Source organism: Mycolicibacterium madagascariense (assembly GCF_010729665.1).
Lineage (GTDB): Bacteria > Actinomycetota > Actinomycetes > Mycobacteriales > Mycobacteriaceae > Mycobacterium > Mycobacterium madagascariense.
Window position 1 is genome coordinate 2793037 of record NZ_AP022610.1, and the last position, 14949, is coordinate 2807985.

13 protein-coding genes are annotated in these 14949 nt (G+C 69.0%); 4 read left to right on the forward strand and 9 right to left on the reverse strand.

The features are described from left to right. Positions 1 to 113: 113 nt before the first annotated feature. A complete protein-coding gene (locus tag G6N60_RS13140) occupies positions 114 to 944 on the forward strand; it encodes a glycosyltransferase family 2 protein (protein ID WP_163737655.1) in 831 nt (276 codons plus the stop codon). Positions 945 to 949: 5 nt separating this feature from the next. Here the strand turns inward: G6N60_RS13140 and G6N60_RS13145 are convergent, their stop codons facing one another. From G6N60_RS13145 to G6N60_RS13160, 4 genes are all read right to left on the reverse strand, one after another. Next, the gene (locus G6N60_RS13145) at positions 950 to 1846 is read right to left on the reverse strand and encodes a glycosyltransferase family 2 protein (protein WP_246240627.1); all 897 of its coding nucleotides are present in this window, start codon (positions 1844 to 1846) and stop codon (positions 950 to 952) included. Between the two features lie 612 nt (positions 1847 to 2458). Continuing rightward, a complete protein-coding gene (locus G6N60_RS13150) occupies positions 2459 to 4189 on the reverse strand; it encodes an AMP-binding protein (protein WP_163737659.1) in 1731 nt (576 codons plus the stop codon). Between the two features lie 358 nt (positions 4190 to 4547). Further along, positions 4548 to 5282, reverse strand: coding sequence for a hypothetical protein (locus G6N60_RS13155; protein WP_163737662.1), 735 nt, complete (start codon positions 5280 to 5282; stop codon positions 4548 to 4550). Positions 5283 to 5325: 43 nt separating this feature from the next. Then, entirely contained in the window at positions 5326 to 5694 is a 369-nt protein-coding gene (locus G6N60_RS13160) for an XRE family transcriptional regulator (RefSeq protein WP_163737666.1), read from the reverse strand. 136 nt (positions 5695 to 5830) lie between these two features. On the opposite strand from G6N60_RS13160, the gene G6N60_RS13165 reads away from it, so the two are divergent. Both G6N60_RS13165 and ileS read left to right on the forward strand, forming a co-directional pair. Beyond that, positions 5831 to 6454 (forward strand): hypothetical protein, encoded by a 624-nt coding sequence (locus G6N60_RS13165; protein WP_163737668.1) that lies wholly within the window; start codon positions 5831 to 5833, stop codon positions 6452 to 6454. A gap of 231 nt (positions 6455 to 6685) precedes the next feature. Beyond that, a complete protein-coding gene (ileS, locus tag G6N60_RS13170) occupies positions 6686 to 9799 on the forward strand; it encodes an isoleucine--tRNA ligase (RefSeq protein WP_163737671.1) in 3114 nt (1037 codons plus the stop codon). On the opposite strand, the gene G6N60_RS13175 is transcribed toward ileS, so the two are convergent. Genes G6N60_RS13175 through G6N60_RS13190 form a run of 4 tightly spaced genes read right to left on the reverse strand, consistent with a single transcriptional unit; the run spans position 9786 to position 12425 of the window. Continuing rightward, a complete protein-coding gene (locus G6N60_RS13175; RefSeq protein ID WP_163737675.1) occupies positions 9786 to 10022 on the reverse strand; it encodes an RNA-binding S4 domain-containing protein in 237 nt (78 codons plus the stop codon). The two genes, ileS and G6N60_RS13175, sit on opposite strands and share 14 nt — an antisense overlap. Beyond that, on the reverse strand, positions 10019 to 11356 hold the full coding sequence (locus G6N60_RS13180) for a hypothetical protein (RefSeq protein WP_163737680.1): 1338 nt from the start codon (positions 11354 to 11356) through the stop codon (positions 10019 to 10021). Before G6N60_RS13180 ends, G6N60_RS13175 begins: the two co-directional genes overlap by 4 nt. 49 nt (positions 11357 to 11405) lie before the next feature. Next, a complete protein-coding gene (locus G6N60_RS13185; protein ID WP_163737684.1) occupies positions 11406 to 11912 on the reverse strand; it encodes a DUF2505 domain-containing protein in 507 nt (168 codons plus the stop codon). A 39-nt stretch (positions 11913 to 11951) separates the two neighbouring features. Beyond that, positions 11952 to 12425, reverse strand: coding sequence for a hypothetical protein (locus G6N60_RS13190; protein WP_163737687.1), 474 nt, complete (start codon positions 12423 to 12425; stop codon positions 11952 to 11954). 204 nt (positions 12426 to 12629) lie between these two features. Between G6N60_RS13190 and G6N60_RS13195 the strand changes: the two genes are divergently transcribed. Next, positions 12630 to 14033 (forward strand): DNA polymerase IV, encoded by a 1404-nt coding sequence (locus G6N60_RS13195; RefSeq protein WP_163737690.1) that lies wholly within the window; start codon positions 12630 to 12632, stop codon positions 14031 to 14033. Here G6N60_RS13195 and G6N60_RS13200 read toward each other — a convergent pair. Next, positions 14001 to 14936, reverse strand: a complete 936-nt coding sequence (locus tag G6N60_RS13200) for an asparaginase (RefSeq protein ID WP_163737693.1) — start codon at positions 14934 to 14936, stop codon at positions 14001 to 14003. The two genes, G6N60_RS13195 and G6N60_RS13200, sit on opposite strands and share 33 nt — an antisense overlap. Between the last annotated feature and the right edge of the window lie 13 nt (positions 14937 to 14949).

Consider the following 14949-nt stretch of genomic DNA (forward strand, 5'->3'; position numbering starts at 1 on the left):
CGTTTAACGCTTTGCTACCGGGAGTATTCGCGACGTCGGCGACCTCAACGAGTGTGGGCTAAGCTACGGCGCTAAAGACCTGACGAGCCACCCGTGGGATGAACCCGAGGAATATGCCAGAAGTTTTGCCTGTAGTCGCCGCCATTCCGAATTACAACATGGCCGATTATCTTTCGCGCCTGCTGCCGCAAGTCCTGGCGCAGGGGTATCGGCGGGTGTTCGTCCTCGACGACGCGTCCACCGATCACACGGTCGACGCGGTCCGGGAATTCGGCGACGCCGTGACCCTGGTGCGCAGCCCGCGCAATCAGGGGGCCGGGCGCAACCGCAACCAGATCCTCGACCACGTGGACGACGAGACGCTGATCCACTTCATCGACGCCGACATGGATCTGCTGACGACGAATACGGCGTCGGTCGCCGCCGACCTCTACGCGCGGTACGCACCGGGCGGCGTCGGGGTCATCGGTGGCCTGGTGCGTCGCGCCGACGGAACCCAGGAGCCGTACAACTACGGTCCGGTGTTCTCGCTACCCACCCACCTCACCGGAGGGTTCCCACCCGCGATCGACCGGCTGCGTCGCAAGCCCAGGCTGGCCCGCGGGGTGGCCCGCCTGGGCCGGTCGGCCATGACGGCGTGGCCGCACATCCTGGAGGAGCCGGCCGCCGTGCGTACCTACTGGGTGCACGAGGGCAACATGATCGTGTCGGCGCGCGTCTTCCGCACCCTTGGCGGTTACGACCCGCACATCCGGGAGCACGAGGCGCAGGACTTCGCCATCCGCCTGCAGGGCGAGGGCGTCGAGCGCCAGTTCGACCCCAGCATCGAGACCATTCACCATCACGTCGACGTGCGCGGCCGGTTCCGGGCGGGCAAGCAGTTCGAAGCCGCGGTGTACATGATGCGCAAGCACGGTTTCAAGCGGTACCTGACCGACCGCTAGCGGCGTCAGACCGATTGCAGCCCAGCCGAATAGGACTCCAGCGTGTCGGCCTTCGCCCGCATGAAGAACGGCCGGCGCGGGCGCAGGTCCGGCTTCATCGCGGCCGGGCCCACCGAGCACCAGAGGGTCGATGCCGTGCCGCGCGACGGACGGATGCCGAAATCTCGTTCGAGGTGGCTGCGGTAGGGCAGGCCCGGACCGAGGAGCTGGCTTCCGGAGTGGTTCTCCCCGTGGTCGACGTGGTAGACCGCGCCGGCGAACGGCAGGGGCTGCAGACGACGCCCCCGGTCGGCCCACCACTCGTAGGCATACCGGTGCCCGCCCAGCACCCTCTCGGCGTAGTCGCGGAATGCGAGCGCGACCTCCTGCTGCGTCGCCGAGACCGTCAACGCCGACGGCACGCCGTACGCGTCGAACGGAACGACGTGCGAGCTGCCGCAGATGCGGTGCAGGTGCCTGCGGACGCCGTAGGCGTTGCGCCGCCGTGAATAGATCAGGCCGCGTTTCATGACCCATCCCGGCTGGCCCGGATGGGCGCGGGTGAATGCCGCCAGATCGCGGTGCACGAAGTCGTCGGCGTCGGCGAACATCACGTAGTCGGGGGCGAAGTCCCGCGCGGCGATGAGACCGATACCCAATTTGGTGCACTTGTCCCATACGGAGGGCAAACGGCCGGTGCACGGCCCATGAAGAGCCGACGGAGGCGGGAAGTCGACGTTGACGAAATGGGTTCGCCGCGGTAGCGGAAAAGCCGGTGCGCGATTGCCGACGACGATCGCGACGAAGTCCTCAGATGTTTGCCGGCTGATCGATGCCAAGGTGTCCTTCAGCAGCGACTCGACCTGGCCGTAGTCCGCGGAGTTGTGGGGATGTCGCAACGGCGTGATGAATGCGAGCGTCATTGTGCTTCCTCCCGGGTGAAGGTGAAACCCCTCAGATGCGCGCTACAGGTCGATTCGAGGCACCCGACGACGCTCCGTCTAGGTGTGAGATATAGCACGATTCAACGGCGGTGCAACTCAAATGCCGGGACGCATTTGAACCCGTCCGAATTCGCGATTCTTCGCAACAACGACGTGTTGCTGCCGGAGAAACAAATCCCATTCACTGAACGCACGATCGCGCGACGAATATCGACCTAGACGCCATTCCCGACGGCTGATCTTGAAACGATATTGGCGTCAAGGCAAAGGCGTGGAGCGCGGTGTCGCAAACTCGTGGAGGACGGCGATCGCAGTCCGCACGTGAACGGTGTTCGTGCGCTCGTCTGGGTCTCGGACCGGGCGGGTCAGCCGCCCCGTCGGCGACGTCCGTCGCGGTCGTCGAGGATCGAAACTCCCGGGATTCGTCGAAGAGTGCGCTGCCGACGGCGCACCACAGCGGGTGGCACGGCGGAGCGGTGCCGTGGCCGACGTCGCGCCGTGCCCTTTGCTAAACCCGACGGGAGGAGATCAGCGCCCCGGTGACCACGTGACCGTGAGGGACCGCTCGTCGCGGACCTCGACGTGGTTCCGTCAGGCGTCCATCCGGACGAACCCGCCCCGCTGGTACTGCTCGACGCAGGCTTGGCGGCGGATCTTGCCGCTCGTGGTGATCGGGATCGAACCCCGCGAGACCATCACCAGATCCGCGGCGCTGATCCCGTGGGCCTGCGAGATGGCGGCGATGACGTCGCGGCGGACCGACGACAGCTTCTCCTGCGTCTCCTCCGGGGTCGCCCGCTCCTTCATCTCGATGATGGCCACCAGTTGTTCGACGGCGTCCTCCTCGACGGAGATGGCCGCGACGCGACCGCCCGAGACCGCGCCGACGGTGGCCTCGATGTCATCGGGGTAGTGGTTGCGCCCGCGGACGATCAGGAGATCCTTGATGCGGCCGACGATGAACAGTTCACCGTCGGAGAAGAACCCCAGATCGCCTGTGCGAAGCCATCTTTCGGTTGGAATGTCATCGTCGGCGGTTGCGAGCACGCCGCGGAAGGTGCTCTCGGTCTCCTCGGGCTTGTTCCAGTAGCCCTCGCAGACGTTGTCGCCGTGCACCCAGATCTCGCCGATCGTCCCGGCGGGCGCCTCCTGGCTCGTGTCGTGATCGACGATGCGCACCAGTGGCGACTCGGGCATGCCGTAGCTGATGAGCGAAGTCCCCGTGGTGCTGCGCTTGGCCACGCCCGCGGTGATCTTCTCGGTGTCGAAGACGACGACCGACGGCGGTTCGCCGGCCTCGCGGGTCGCGACGAACAGCGTGGCCTCGGCCAGTCCGAACGACGGGCGGATCGCCTTGCCCTGAAAGTTGAACCGGGCCAGCCGCTGCGTGAAGCGCTTGACCGAAACGGGTTGCACGCGTTCGGCTCCGCAGATGATGGCCAGGATGTCACCGAGATCGATTCCCGCGAGGTCGTCGTCGCTGGAGCGCGCGGCCGCGAGGTCGAGGGCGAAGTTCGGGGCGGCGGTGAGGGCCTTCGTCCGCAGTCCCAGTTGCTGCAGCCACCTGGCCGGCCGCTGCAGGAAGGCGATCGGGCTCATCAGGACCGAATGCCAGCCGCCCAGGATGGGTGCGCAGATGCCGAGGATGAGCCCCATGTCGTGATAGAAGGGCAGCCACGACACCGTGGTCGTCCCGGGGGGCGCCACCTTGCCGTACTCGGTCAGCAGGGACGCGACCTGCTGTTCGAAGTTGGCGAAGAGGTTGCGCTGGGACACCATCACGCCGGCGGGGGTGCGGGTCGAGCCCGAGGTGTACTGCAGGTACGCGGTCTCCGGTGGGGTTTCGCGACGGGCCGTCGACCGGCGGCGGACGGTGAGGTCCAGCTCGTCGATGACGAGCACGGCGGGGGCGGCCTCACCCTCCTGCGCGGTCGCGTAGGGGGCGACGTCGGCTGCGGTGTTCGCGGTCGTCAGGACCACGGTGGGACGCGCGTCGCGCAGCACCGCCGAGACACGCTCGTCGTGGGCTCCGGTCGTCGGCGTGGACAGCGGCACCGCGATGACGTTGGCCTCGAACGACGCCAGGAAGCCCAGGATGTAGGACATGCTCTGCGGAGCCAGGATGACGGCGCGGTCACCGATGTCGGCGTGCTCGCGGATCGCGGCGGCCAGGGACACCACGCGCTGCTGCAACTGCGACCACGTCAGCGTCTCCTCCACGCCATCCCAGGAGACGTCGTAGTCGATGAAGGTGAATGCGGGGTCGTTCGGCTGCAGGCTGGCTCGCTCGCGAAGGATCGCGGGTATCGACGAGTCGAGCATTGGCAAAGCCTCTCTGCAGCGGAACGAGACGTCGTGTCGAGCTTAGGGAACGCGACCACGCAATGCGAAATGTAGCGAGAACGACTATGGCACAGTCTGTCAGCTACTTCGTCCGCACCCGGGCGCGCCGCTGGCGGCCAGTGCAGGCTAGCAAATGAATGTTAGTTCACCATCGAACTACCGGTGAGCCGCGCGTGCCCGGTCATGCGGGAAAGATCACACCGCTCAGCGGGCCAATACGTGGTTCGGCCGCGGAGACCGGGCCGTTCCGTCAGGAGTAGCCCGACGCGGTGGTGGTTCACCTTGAGACCGCCCGGTGCGCACCGGCGGTGCGAGTGGTCTCAGCGACGTCGGTCGCTCACCGGCTCACCGGGTTGAACCACTTCGTCTTGATGCGCCACGAGTAGGCGGACGTCAGCGCGAACCCGGCACCGCACATGCAGGCGAAGACCCACACCAGTGTGCCGTTCTCGATCGGCTGCAGCGACGGAACCAAGACGGTGACGATGCGCACCGAGCACGCGAGCATCCCGCTGACCGAGGCGGCCAGGTAGATGTTGGCGACGGTGCGCGAGCGCGGATCCTTGCGCAGCACCAGCAGCGCGCGCGAGCCGTAGCCGAGGAGGTAGACCAGGGTGCCGCACAGCAGGATCCAGTAGGCGCCGAGCCAGAAGTCGGTGCGGACCTCGAAGAAGTCGGCGTTGTAGACGGCCGCGCCGTTGCCCAGGGAGAACGTGGCCAGCAGCAGGGGGATGCACAGCGTCGCCGGGCGTTCGACGTACTGCTTGAACGTGGTCTGCATCGCGTGGTCGTCCTGAAGCCGGCCAAGTGAGTTGTAGACGATGGCCGACGCCGCCACGACGTACATGTCGTGGCCGATGTAGTCCTCGAGGTTCCACATGCCCGTGAGCCCGTGCAGCCAGTGGCCGAGCGTCTCCGAGGCGAACGGCGACATCATGAACACCGTCGCGCCCTGCAGTGCGATGTTGAGCGTCGCCGCGAATTCCCACCGGCAGGACCAGGTGACACGGCGAATCCACAGGCTCCACCCGATGCACAGCAGCGTGATGGTGATGAGGACTGCCAAACCCATGAGATGTCGCCTTCGAGACTATTCCGTCAGCAGATACTTCTGATTAAAGCGGGGGAGCGTCGCTGCGCGGCGTGAGGTCGCGCAGCCGCGGGCGGTGCACCGCGGTCCGTCGTTCGACGACCGGCTCGGCGATGGTCGCGACCGAGACGGGCGCCGACTCCACGTAGCTCCAGACCTCCTCGCGACTCATCAGACCGAATCTGACCTGAAGGTCGGGGTAGCTGAGGTTGAAGCGGTCGGCCACGAGGCGCATTTCCTCGGCGTTGGGGTAGTCGGCTTCCTTGATGCGGCGGTAGTAGGTGCTGCTCGACGTCCCGAGCGCGTCGTAGATCGCCTTGGCGTCGACCTCGCCATCGAGGAGGTAGTCGAGCAGGGTCTTGAGCTGCCTGCCGTTCTCGTCTGTCCGTGGCACGGGAGGTAGCTTAGCTGGTCTTCCCTCATTTGGGCAGTGCGGGCCGCAAATCGGACAGAGTCCTCCAAATTGACACGGTCGTCACGGTTTTGGCAGATGTGTCCCACAATTGGGACAGTCGTGTAATCTCCTTCACATGACGCGCGCAAACATGCAGCTGACTGATTACGACGTCGAGGGCGCTCCTGAGGCGACCGACCTGCACCTGGTGGCGGCACCGCTGTCCGAACTCTTGACCATGGAGCTGGATGGCGCCGCCGGCGCCCTCGAGCTCAGCGGGGACGAGATCCTGCTGGCCGCCCTCGGCCGGGCCGTCGAGCGAACGATCGGCGGCGGCTCCATCGACGTCGACGTGCTCGGGTACGGCGCCAGCCTGCACCGGGTGGAGCTGGCGTGCGCGTCACCCGACGTGCTCGACGCCGACAAGATGCTGGTGGGCGTGCACCGCGCGCTGGACTCGCTGACCGTGCGTCACCTCATCCGCGGCGTGCCCGCCGATCCGCGGTCGCAGCCCGTGTCGAGCGTGCTGTTCGCCGGCGGACCCACCGCGGCGACCCAGCCGCACCTCGGCCACGTCCTGGAACTGCGCGCCTACCGCGACGGTGACGTGCTGGCCCTGGACTGGTGGTTCGACGCCCGCAGCTTCGAGCCGTACACCGTTCGCGAACTCTCCGAGCAGTTCCCCTTGGCGCTGATCGAGCTGACGTCCGAGGCGACCCCGCCGGTCCATGCCACGCAGGAACTGGCGCTGGCCCACTAGTAGACTCGCGCCCACAGGCGTCGATCCGGCCATCACCGGGGAGCCTTCGGAAGAACGGCCACCCCGACCGTCGTCGGGGCGAGCTCAGTAGAACCGGACGGGTGGGCCCGTGATCGCCCGATTCGAGCGGCGCACCCCGGTGCGCAAGCGGGGTGGTACCGCGGTGCTCGCGCCCGAGCGCGACCGTCGTCCCCGTGCCTGACGAACCAGGGCACAGGAGACGGGACAGACGTGACGGCCTACCCCAAGCCGGCGAGCGGATCGCCGCGCTTCCCCGACCTCGAACTCGAGGTCCTCGACTACTGGGAGCGCGACGGAACGTTCCGCGCCAGCATCGACCAACGCGACGGTGCCGAGGAGTACGTCTTCTACGACGGCCCGCCGTTCGCCAACGGGCTGCCGCACTACGGTCACCTGCTGACCGGCTACGTCAAGGACATCGTCCCGCGCTACCAGACCATGCGCGGTTTCAAGGTGGAGCGGCGGTTCGGCTGGGACACCCACGGGCTGCCCGCCGAACTCGAGGTGCAACGCCAGCTCGGCATCACCGAGAAGTCGCAGATCGAGGCGATGGGCATCGACGCGTTCAACGCGGCGTGCCGTGCCTCGGTGCTGAAGTACACCGAGGAGTGGCGCGCCTACGTCACGCGTCAGGCCCGGTGGGTCGACTTCGACCACGACTACAAGACCCTGGATCCGAGCTTCATGGAGTCCGTGCTCTGGGCGTTCAAGCAGCTGTGGGACAAGGGCCTGGCCTACGAGGGCAATCGGGTCCTGCCCTACTGCTGGAACGACGAGACCCCGCTGTCCAGCCACGAGCTGCGGATGGACGACGACGTCTACCAGAACCGGCAGGACCCCGCCCTGACGGTCGGGTTCGAGGTCGTCACCGAGGGCGAGTTGGCCGGTGCGTACCTCCTGGTGTGGACGACGACGCCGTGGACGCTGCCGTCCAATCAGGCCGTCGCGGTCAATCCCGACGTCACCTACGTTCAGATCGAGGGTGCCGATGGCAGGCGGTACGTCCTCGCCGAGGCGCGGCTGGCCGCCTACGCGCGGGAACTCGGCGAGGAGCCGGCAGTGCTCGGCTCCTACCGCGGCCGGGACCTGCTCGGCTTGTCGTACCTGCCGCCCCTTCCGTACTTCATGGACTCCGCCAACGCCTTTCGCGTGCTGCCCGGTGACTTCGTCACCACCGAGGACGGCACCGGCATCGTGCACATGGCGCCCGCCTACGGCGAGGACGACAAGGCCACGTGCGACGCCGCGGACATCGTGGCGGTCACCCCGGTCGACTCCAAGGGCCGGTTCGACGCGACGGTGCCCGACTACGAGGGTCAGCAGGTCTTCGCCGCCAACCCGAACATCATCCGCGACCTGAAGAATCAATCCGGGCCTGCCGCGGCGAACGGGGCGGTCCTGCTGCGCCACGAGACCTACGACCACTCCTACCCGCACTGCTGGCGGTGCCGGAACCCGTTGATCTACCGCGCGGTGTCGTCGTGGTTCATCAAGGTCACCGACTTCCGCGACCGGATGGTCGACCTCAACCAGCAGATCACCTGGTACCCCGAGCACGTCAAGGACGGCCAGTTCGGCAAGTGGCTCGCCAACGCCAGGGACTGGTCGGTGTCACGAAATCGCTACTGGGGCAGCCCGATTCCGGTGTGGAAGTCCGACGATCCGCGCTACCCGCGGATCGACGTCTACGGCAGTCTCGACGAGCTGGAGCGTGACTTCGGCGTGCGCCCGACGGATCTGCACCGGCCCTACGTCGACGAGCTGACGCGGCCCAACCCCGACGACCCGACCGGGCAGTCGACCATGCGACGCATCCCCGACGTGTTCGACGTGTGGTTCGACTCCGGTTCGATGCCCTACGCGCAGGTGCACTACCCGTTCGAGAACGTCGACTGGTTCGCCCACCACAACCCGGCCGACTTCATCGTGGAGTACATCGGCCAGACCCGCGGCTGGTTCTACCTGTTGCACGTCCTCGCGACGGCACTGTTCGACCGGCCGGCGTTCCGCACGTGCGTGTCCCACGGCATCGTGCTCGGCAGCGACGGCCAGAAGATGAGCAAGTCGCTGCGCAACTATCCCGACGTCAGCGAGGTGTTCGACCGGGACGGGTCCGACGCGATGCGCTGGTTCCTGATGGCGTCGCCGATCCTGCGCGGCGGCAACCTCGTGGTGACCGAGCAGGGCATCCGCGACGGCGTGCGTCAGGTGCTGCTGCCGTTCTGGAACGCGTATTCGTTCCTCGCGCTCTACGCCCCGCAGAAGGGCACCTGGCGCACCGATTCGAGTCACGTGCTGGACCGTTACGTCCTGGCCAAGCTGGCGGCGCTGCGCGACGAGCTCACCGCGTCCCTCGACGTCTGCGACATCTCGCTGGCCTGCGAGCAGCTGCGCCAATTCACCGAGGCATTGACGAATTGGTATGTGCGCCGGTCGCGTTCGCGGTTCTGGAACGAGGATCGCGACGCGATCGACACCCTGCACACCGTGCTCGAGGTGACGGGCCGGCTCGCCGCGCCGCTGCTGCCCCTGATCTCCGAGGTGATCTGGCGCGGGGTGACCGGCGAGCGGTCGGTGCACCTGACCAATTGGCCGGAGGCCCGCGAACTGCCCGCCGACCCCGGACTCGTCGCGGCGATGGACCAGGTCCGCGACGTCTGCTCCGTGGCGTCGTCGGTGCGCAAGGCCAAGAAGCTGCGCGTGCGGCTGCCGTTGCCCAAGCTCACCGTGGCGGTCGAGCAGCCGGAGGTCCTGCGGCCGTTCGTCGATCTGATCGCCGACGAGCTCAACGTCAAGGCCGTGGAGCTGACCGACGACATCGACGCCTACGGCCGCTTCGACCTGACGGTCAACGCCAAGGTCGCCGGGCCCCGGCTCGGCAGGGACGTGCAGGCGGCCATCAAGGCCGTCAAGGCCGGCGAGGGCGTCCTCAACGACGACGGCACGCTGACCGCGGGGCCCGCGGTGCTGCAGCCCGGTGAGTACAGCGCCAAACTCGTCGCGGCCGAACCGGAGTGGACCGCCGAATTGCCCAGCGGCGCAGGGCTGGTCGTGCTCGATGGCACCGTGACACCCGAGCTGGAGGCCGAGGGGTGGGCCAAGGACCGCGTCCGCGAACTCCAGGATCTGCGCAAGTCGACCGGGTTGGACGTGTCCGACAGGATCAGCGTGACGATGTCGGTGCCGCCGCCACGGCAGGACTGGGCGAGCGCCCACGCGCAGCTGATCGCGAACGAGATCCTGGCCGTCGACTTCGCGTTCGGCGATCATGCCGATGCCGTCGAGATCGGCGACGGCGTGCGGGTGGCGATCAGTCGGGCGTGACGGCGTCGTCGTCGGCGGTGACGCGCGCGACCTGATCGTCGAACGCCACCGTGTCGCCGTGATGCAGCTGACGACCCCGCCGCGTCTCGACCTCGTCGTTCACCGTCACCCGTCCGTCGGCGATGACGCCCTTGGCGTCCGCACCGCTGTCGATCATGCCGGCAAACTTCAGGAACTGACCGAGCCGGATGCCGTCGGAGGAGATCGGAACGTCCCTGCTCATTCGACGTCGCCCGACAATCCCATGTCCGACAGCGCCCGACGGAACGAATCCTTCAGGGCAGCATGGGTATTCGTGCCACCGACGATCCAGCCCGCGATGGTGACGAAGATCCGCCCGTCGATGCGGCCGGAGCCGAGGAACAGCATGCCGCCCATCCGCTCGAGCACCGTCGTGGTGATCTGCGGCTCCATCATCCGGATGGCGAGCCGCGCGGCGTCCGTGCCGTCGGGACGGTTGAGCTCCGGCGGCAGCTCGCCGAGGTTCGAGCATCCGATCGGGTTGCCGACCTGCTGCACCATTCCCTCCAGCCGCCGGACCAGGAAGGCGGGGGTGAGCGGCACCAGGGCCAGCGGGCCCAACAGTTCGTTGGGGGTGTCGGCCAGGGCCGTCAGCGCCGTCTTCAGATCACTGCGCACGGCGGACAGATCGTGCACGACGCGGTTGGGGTCGACCCTGACCGTCGCGGCGGTCAGGGCGTTCGCCCTGGTGTCGCCGTCGTGGCGCTCGCTGACCGGCAGCGAGGCCAGGACGAAACCGTCGTCGTCGACCCGGCCGAGGATCTGACCGAGTCGGGCCCCCAGGCCGAGGAACAGCGAATTACTGCTGCCGCCAAGGCTTCTCGCCCGCTCGTCCCAGTGCTCGAGGTCGAAGAACACCGTCGCGTTGGGCACGACCACCTCGGTGGCGTCGACCTTGGCGCGCTTCTTGCCGCCGGACTTGACCGACGTGGACAGCCCCTCGCTCTCGCTGCGGGCCACCTTGACCGCGGAGACGACGGCCCTGGCCATCTCGGGGAGGTCGCGCACCGCCCGCGCGGCGTCCTCGCGCACGGCCTGGCGCCGCGTCCGCCGTCCCGGGGGCGGATATCCGAGATCGCGCCGGACCCCGGTGACGGCGTCGACCAGGGCGTCGATGATGGCCTTCGCGTCGCCGACCGAGTGCGACACGACGAGGGTCACCGCCGCGCCGCCACCCTCCAGCGGCTGCACGCCCAGCCGCCACGGCGGCCCGTGCTGCGGGTCGAGCGGGAGGCGCACGCGCTCGTCGGCCCACGTCCACACGTCGGCCCGGGGTCGGTCCCGCGCCGCCAGCTCGAGGTAGGCCGGACCGGACGAACTGACCCAGCGGTCACGGCCGAACGGCACCGCGGAGCGCTCGATGCACCGGCCGAGCAGGCCGTGGCCCAGGTTGGCGTGCAGACGGCGCAGCCCGTCGAGGTCGATCGGCCGGTCGTAGACCCAGGTGAACTGGATGAGCGGACCGCGCCCAAGGGCCCGCAGGGCGAGGAACGAGCCCTGGTCGATGTAGGCGAGCGTGTTGTCCACGGGGCTCATCGTATGGGGTCGGCCCCCGGCGCCCGGTGCTCTCGGAAAGTGTTTTGGCTCATGGGTTTTCGGCCAGCCACGAGTCGGTGACGCGGACGATGTCGACGATCCCGTTGGCCAACAGCCCCGCGATGAACTTCGAGATCGCGCCCCCGATGAGCGGGACGTTGACCTCGACGGTGGCATGGCCCGCGAGCGTGGTGCCCGAGCCCGCGGGGGTCAGGTGGACCGAGCCGCGGCCCGACATGGGCGTGCGGCGGGCGTCGACGTCGATCGCGCCACGCAGCACACCGGCGTCGACGGCGTCCCACTGCTCGCTCTGGACGACTTCGAGCGAGCCGAGCCGCAGGCGCCGCAGGGGGTCGGGAAGCTGGTCCCCGCCGAACCGCATCGTCATCGTCACCGAGGTCCGGCCCGACGCGTCGGTGCTCAGCGAGTCGAGGGTGGGGGAGCCGCCCTCGAATGCGGTCAACCGCGACTGCCAGTACGCCTCGTCGTCGAAGGCACGCCGGATGTCGGCCAGTGGGTGGGGCGACGCAGCGGTCAGCTCGATCGAACGCGGCACGAAGTCGGGTCTTCGGGGTCCTCTAGGACTGGGGAGCGGTCAGAACTTGGGCTGCAGGTTCAGGTTGATGTCGGGCACGAGGCCCAGGCCCAGGCTGGGCAGGACGACGCTGGGCAGGTTGATCGTGCCCAGCGACGGGATTCCGTTGAATCCGCCGATGCCCCCTCCGCCGCCCGCAGCATTGCCGAAGCCCTGCAGTCCGGGAGGCGCGGGCAGGGCCCGCAGCTGCTTGGCGATGCCGTCGGTCAGGCTGACGCACTTGCCGTACTTCGTGTCGACGATCGTGCCGTCGGGGCAGTTCAGGGTCTGCCCCTGACCCTGGGCCTGCGGCGCGGGCTGGTTGCAGGCGGGGGCCGGCGCGGGCTGGGCGGGATCGGCGACGGCGGCCTCGTCGCACTTGGGCTGCTTGTCGGCATGACCGACGGCCGGCATCGCGACGGTCGTCAGGGCCAGCGGCGCGAGCGCGAGAGCTGAGCCGGCTGCCGCCGTCAGCAGTGCGTGCTTCAAAGTCATGAATTTCCCCAATGAACGTGGCCGCGAGAACGAATTCTCGACGAGTGTAGACAATCATCGCGGCTCGGGCACTCTCGAACGGTGATGCGGCAAATAGTTTTTTTCGCCGTCTTCGCGAAATTCCGCACCCGCGTGCGACACCTGCAGGCCACGGCGCCGGGGCCGCTCATGACCATCGTCGCCGCGGTGACGTACAAGTAGTCCATGGGGCAACGCTGGGTCCTGCACTTCGACATGGACGCGTTCTTCGCCTCCGTCGAACAGCTGACCCGCCCCACCCTGCGCGGACGGCCGGTGCTGGTAGGCGGTCTCGGTGGGCGGGGCGTCGTCGCGGGAGCCAGCTATCAGGCGCGGGTCTTCGGCGCCCGATCGGCGATGCCGATGCACCAGGCCCGTCGGCTGGTCGGCACGTCCGCGGTGGTGCTGCCGCCGCGCGGCGTGGTCTACGGCGTGGCCAGCGCCCGGGTGCTCGACACCGTCAGAGCGGTGGTGCCAATTCTCGAGCAGCTATCGTTCGACGAGGCATTTGGCGAGCCCGCGGAATTGGCGGGCGCGGACGCCGACACGGTCGTGCGGTTCTGCGAGGACCTGCGCCGCGACATTCTCGCCACGACCGGGTTGACCGCATCCGTCGGCGCCGGTTCGGGCAAACAGCTGGCGAAGATCGCGTCGGGGCTGGCCAAGCCGGACGGCGTGCGCGTCGTCGGCCGCGAGGAGGAACGTGCGCTGCTCGCCGGGCTGCCCGTCCGGCGACTGTGGGGGATCGGGCCGGTGGCCGAGGAGCGGTTGCACCGCCTCGGCATCGGCACCGTCGGCGCGCTGGCGGCGCTCACCGACTCCGAGGTGGCCGACGTCCTCGGCGCGACGGTCGGGCCCGCCCTGCACCTGCTGGCCCGCGGCATCGACGACCGGCCGGTCGCCGAGCGGGCGGAGTCCAAGCAGATCAGCGCCGAGTCGACGTTCGCGGCGGACCTCGTCACGCTCGACCAGCTCCGCGACGCGGTCGGTCCGATCGGCGACCACGCCCACCAGCGGCTGCTGCGCGACGGCCGCGGGGCCCGCACGGTGACGGTCAAGCTCAAGAAGTCCGACATGTCGACCGTGACGCGGTCGGCGACGCTGCCGTATGCGACCGCCGACGCCGCGACGCTCATCGGCACCGCCCGCCGGTTGCTGCTCGACCCGCGCGAGATCGGCCCCGTGCGCCTCGTCGGCGTCGGCTTCTCGGGCCTGTCCGACGTCCTGCAGGAATCGCTGTTCCCCGACCTGGACCAGACCCTCGACGCGTCGGACGCCCAGCAGGCCGAGTCACCCCGCACGATGGCCGAGACCGCAGCCCCGGTGGCGTGGCGCATCGGCGACGACGTCCGGCACACCCGGTTCGGGCACGGCTGGGTGCAGGGCGCGGGCCACGGCGTGATGACCGTGCGCTTCGAGACCCGCGCCACCGGGCCGGGCCAGGCCCACACCCTCGCCCACGACAGTCCGGAGGTCACGCGGGCGAACCCGGTCGACAGCCTGGACTGGCCGGAGTTCGTCGCGGGGATGACGGCCACCGCGTTCTCGGCGGCCCCCTCAGCCGAGGACGGCGAAGACGTCGCGCACTGAGCGCCCCGCGGCCAACGCGGCCATCAGCAGCACGCGGGCCTGCGGGGCGGGCAGGCTCGGTGCCACCACGGCGCCGGCGTCGACCAGCATCCGGCCGGGGCCGTAGCCGACCGTGACCCGCGCTCCCGGCACGCGCGTCGAGACCACCACCTCGACGCCCGCCCGACGGGCCCGGTGCACGCCGTCGATCACCGCGGCGCCCGCATTGCCCGAACCCAGCGCCGCCAGCACGAGGCCCCGCGCGCCCGCCGCCACGCAGGCGTCGAGCGCCACCGCATCGCTGCCCGCGTACACGGCGACGACGTCGACCCGCGGCGCCGCGGCTGCGCGCAGCGCACCGAAGTAGGTGCGCTCCCGCGCGGTCGGCGCCATCACGGTCCCCACGAAACCGGATCCGGTCTTGGTGAGCCCCAACGGTTGCCACACGGTTCCGGAGAGGGTGACCGCGACGCCCAGCCCGCGGCTCTCCCGATTCCCGGCCAGGGCGACGGCGGCCGCCAGGTTGGCCGGACCGTCGGCGTCGGGCGCGTCGGCGCTGCGCATCGCCCCGGTGAGTACGACGGGAACGTCGCCGTCATAGGTGAGGTCCAGCCACAGCGCCGTCTCCTCCATCGTGTCCGTGCCGTGGGTGACGACCACCCCGTCGGCCCCACCGCGGACCGCCGCCGCGACCTCCGCACCGATCCGGTCCCAGTCCGACGGCTGCAGCTCGGAGCTGTCCGCCGCGAGCAGGTCGACGACGTCGAGCGCGACGACGGTGGGCAGGCCCTGGGCGAGCGCGCTGCCGGAGTGCGTCGGCCGGGCCACGCCGTCGGCGTCGACGCTCGTCGCGATGGTGCCGCCGGTGGTGACGAGGACGACGCGCCTGCGCGGAGCGTCACCCGGCCCGGGCGCTTCGTTCATGCGGCGATCATTC

Bases quoted from the DNA above. Each gene is read 5' to 3' on its own strand.
- G6N60_RS13140 (WP_163737655.1), top strand. From the start codon at position 114: ATGCCAGAAGTTTTGCCTGTAGTCGCCGCCATTCCGAATTACAACATG.
- G6N60_RS13145 (WP_246240627.1), bottom strand. From the start codon at position 1,846: ATGACGCTCGCATTCATCACGCCGTTGCGACATCCCCACAACTCCGCG.
- G6N60_RS13150 (WP_163737659.1), bottom strand. From the start codon at position 4,189: ATGCTCGACTCGTCGATACCCGCGATCCTTCGCGAGCGAGCCAGCCTG.
- G6N60_RS13155 (WP_163737662.1), bottom strand. From the start codon at position 5,282: ATGGGTTTGGCAGTCCTCATCACCATCACGCTGCTGTGCATCGGGTGG.
- G6N60_RS13165 (WP_163737668.1), top strand. From the start codon at position 5,831: ATGACGCGCGCAAACATGCAGCTGACTGATTACGACGTCGAGGGCGCT.
- G6N60_RS13175 (WP_163737675.1), bottom strand. From the start codon at position 10,022: ATGAGCAGGGACGTTCCGATCTCCTCCGACGGCATCCGGCTCGGTCAG.
- G6N60_RS13180 (WP_163737680.1), bottom strand. From the start codon at position 11,356: ATGAGCCCCGTGGACAACACGCTCGCCTACATCGACCAGGGCTCGTTC.
- G6N60_RS13190 (WP_163737687.1), bottom strand. From the start codon at position 12,425: ATGACTTTGAAGCACGCACTGCTGACGGCGGCAGCCGGCTCAGCTCTC.
- G6N60_RS13195 (WP_163737690.1), top strand. From the start codon at position 12,630: ATGGGGCAACGCTGGGTCCTGCACTTCGACATGGACGCGTTCTTCGCC.
- G6N60_RS13200 (WP_163737693.1), bottom strand. From the start codon at position 14,936: ATGAACGAAGCGCCCGGGCCGGGTGACGCTCCGCGCAGGCGCGTCGTC.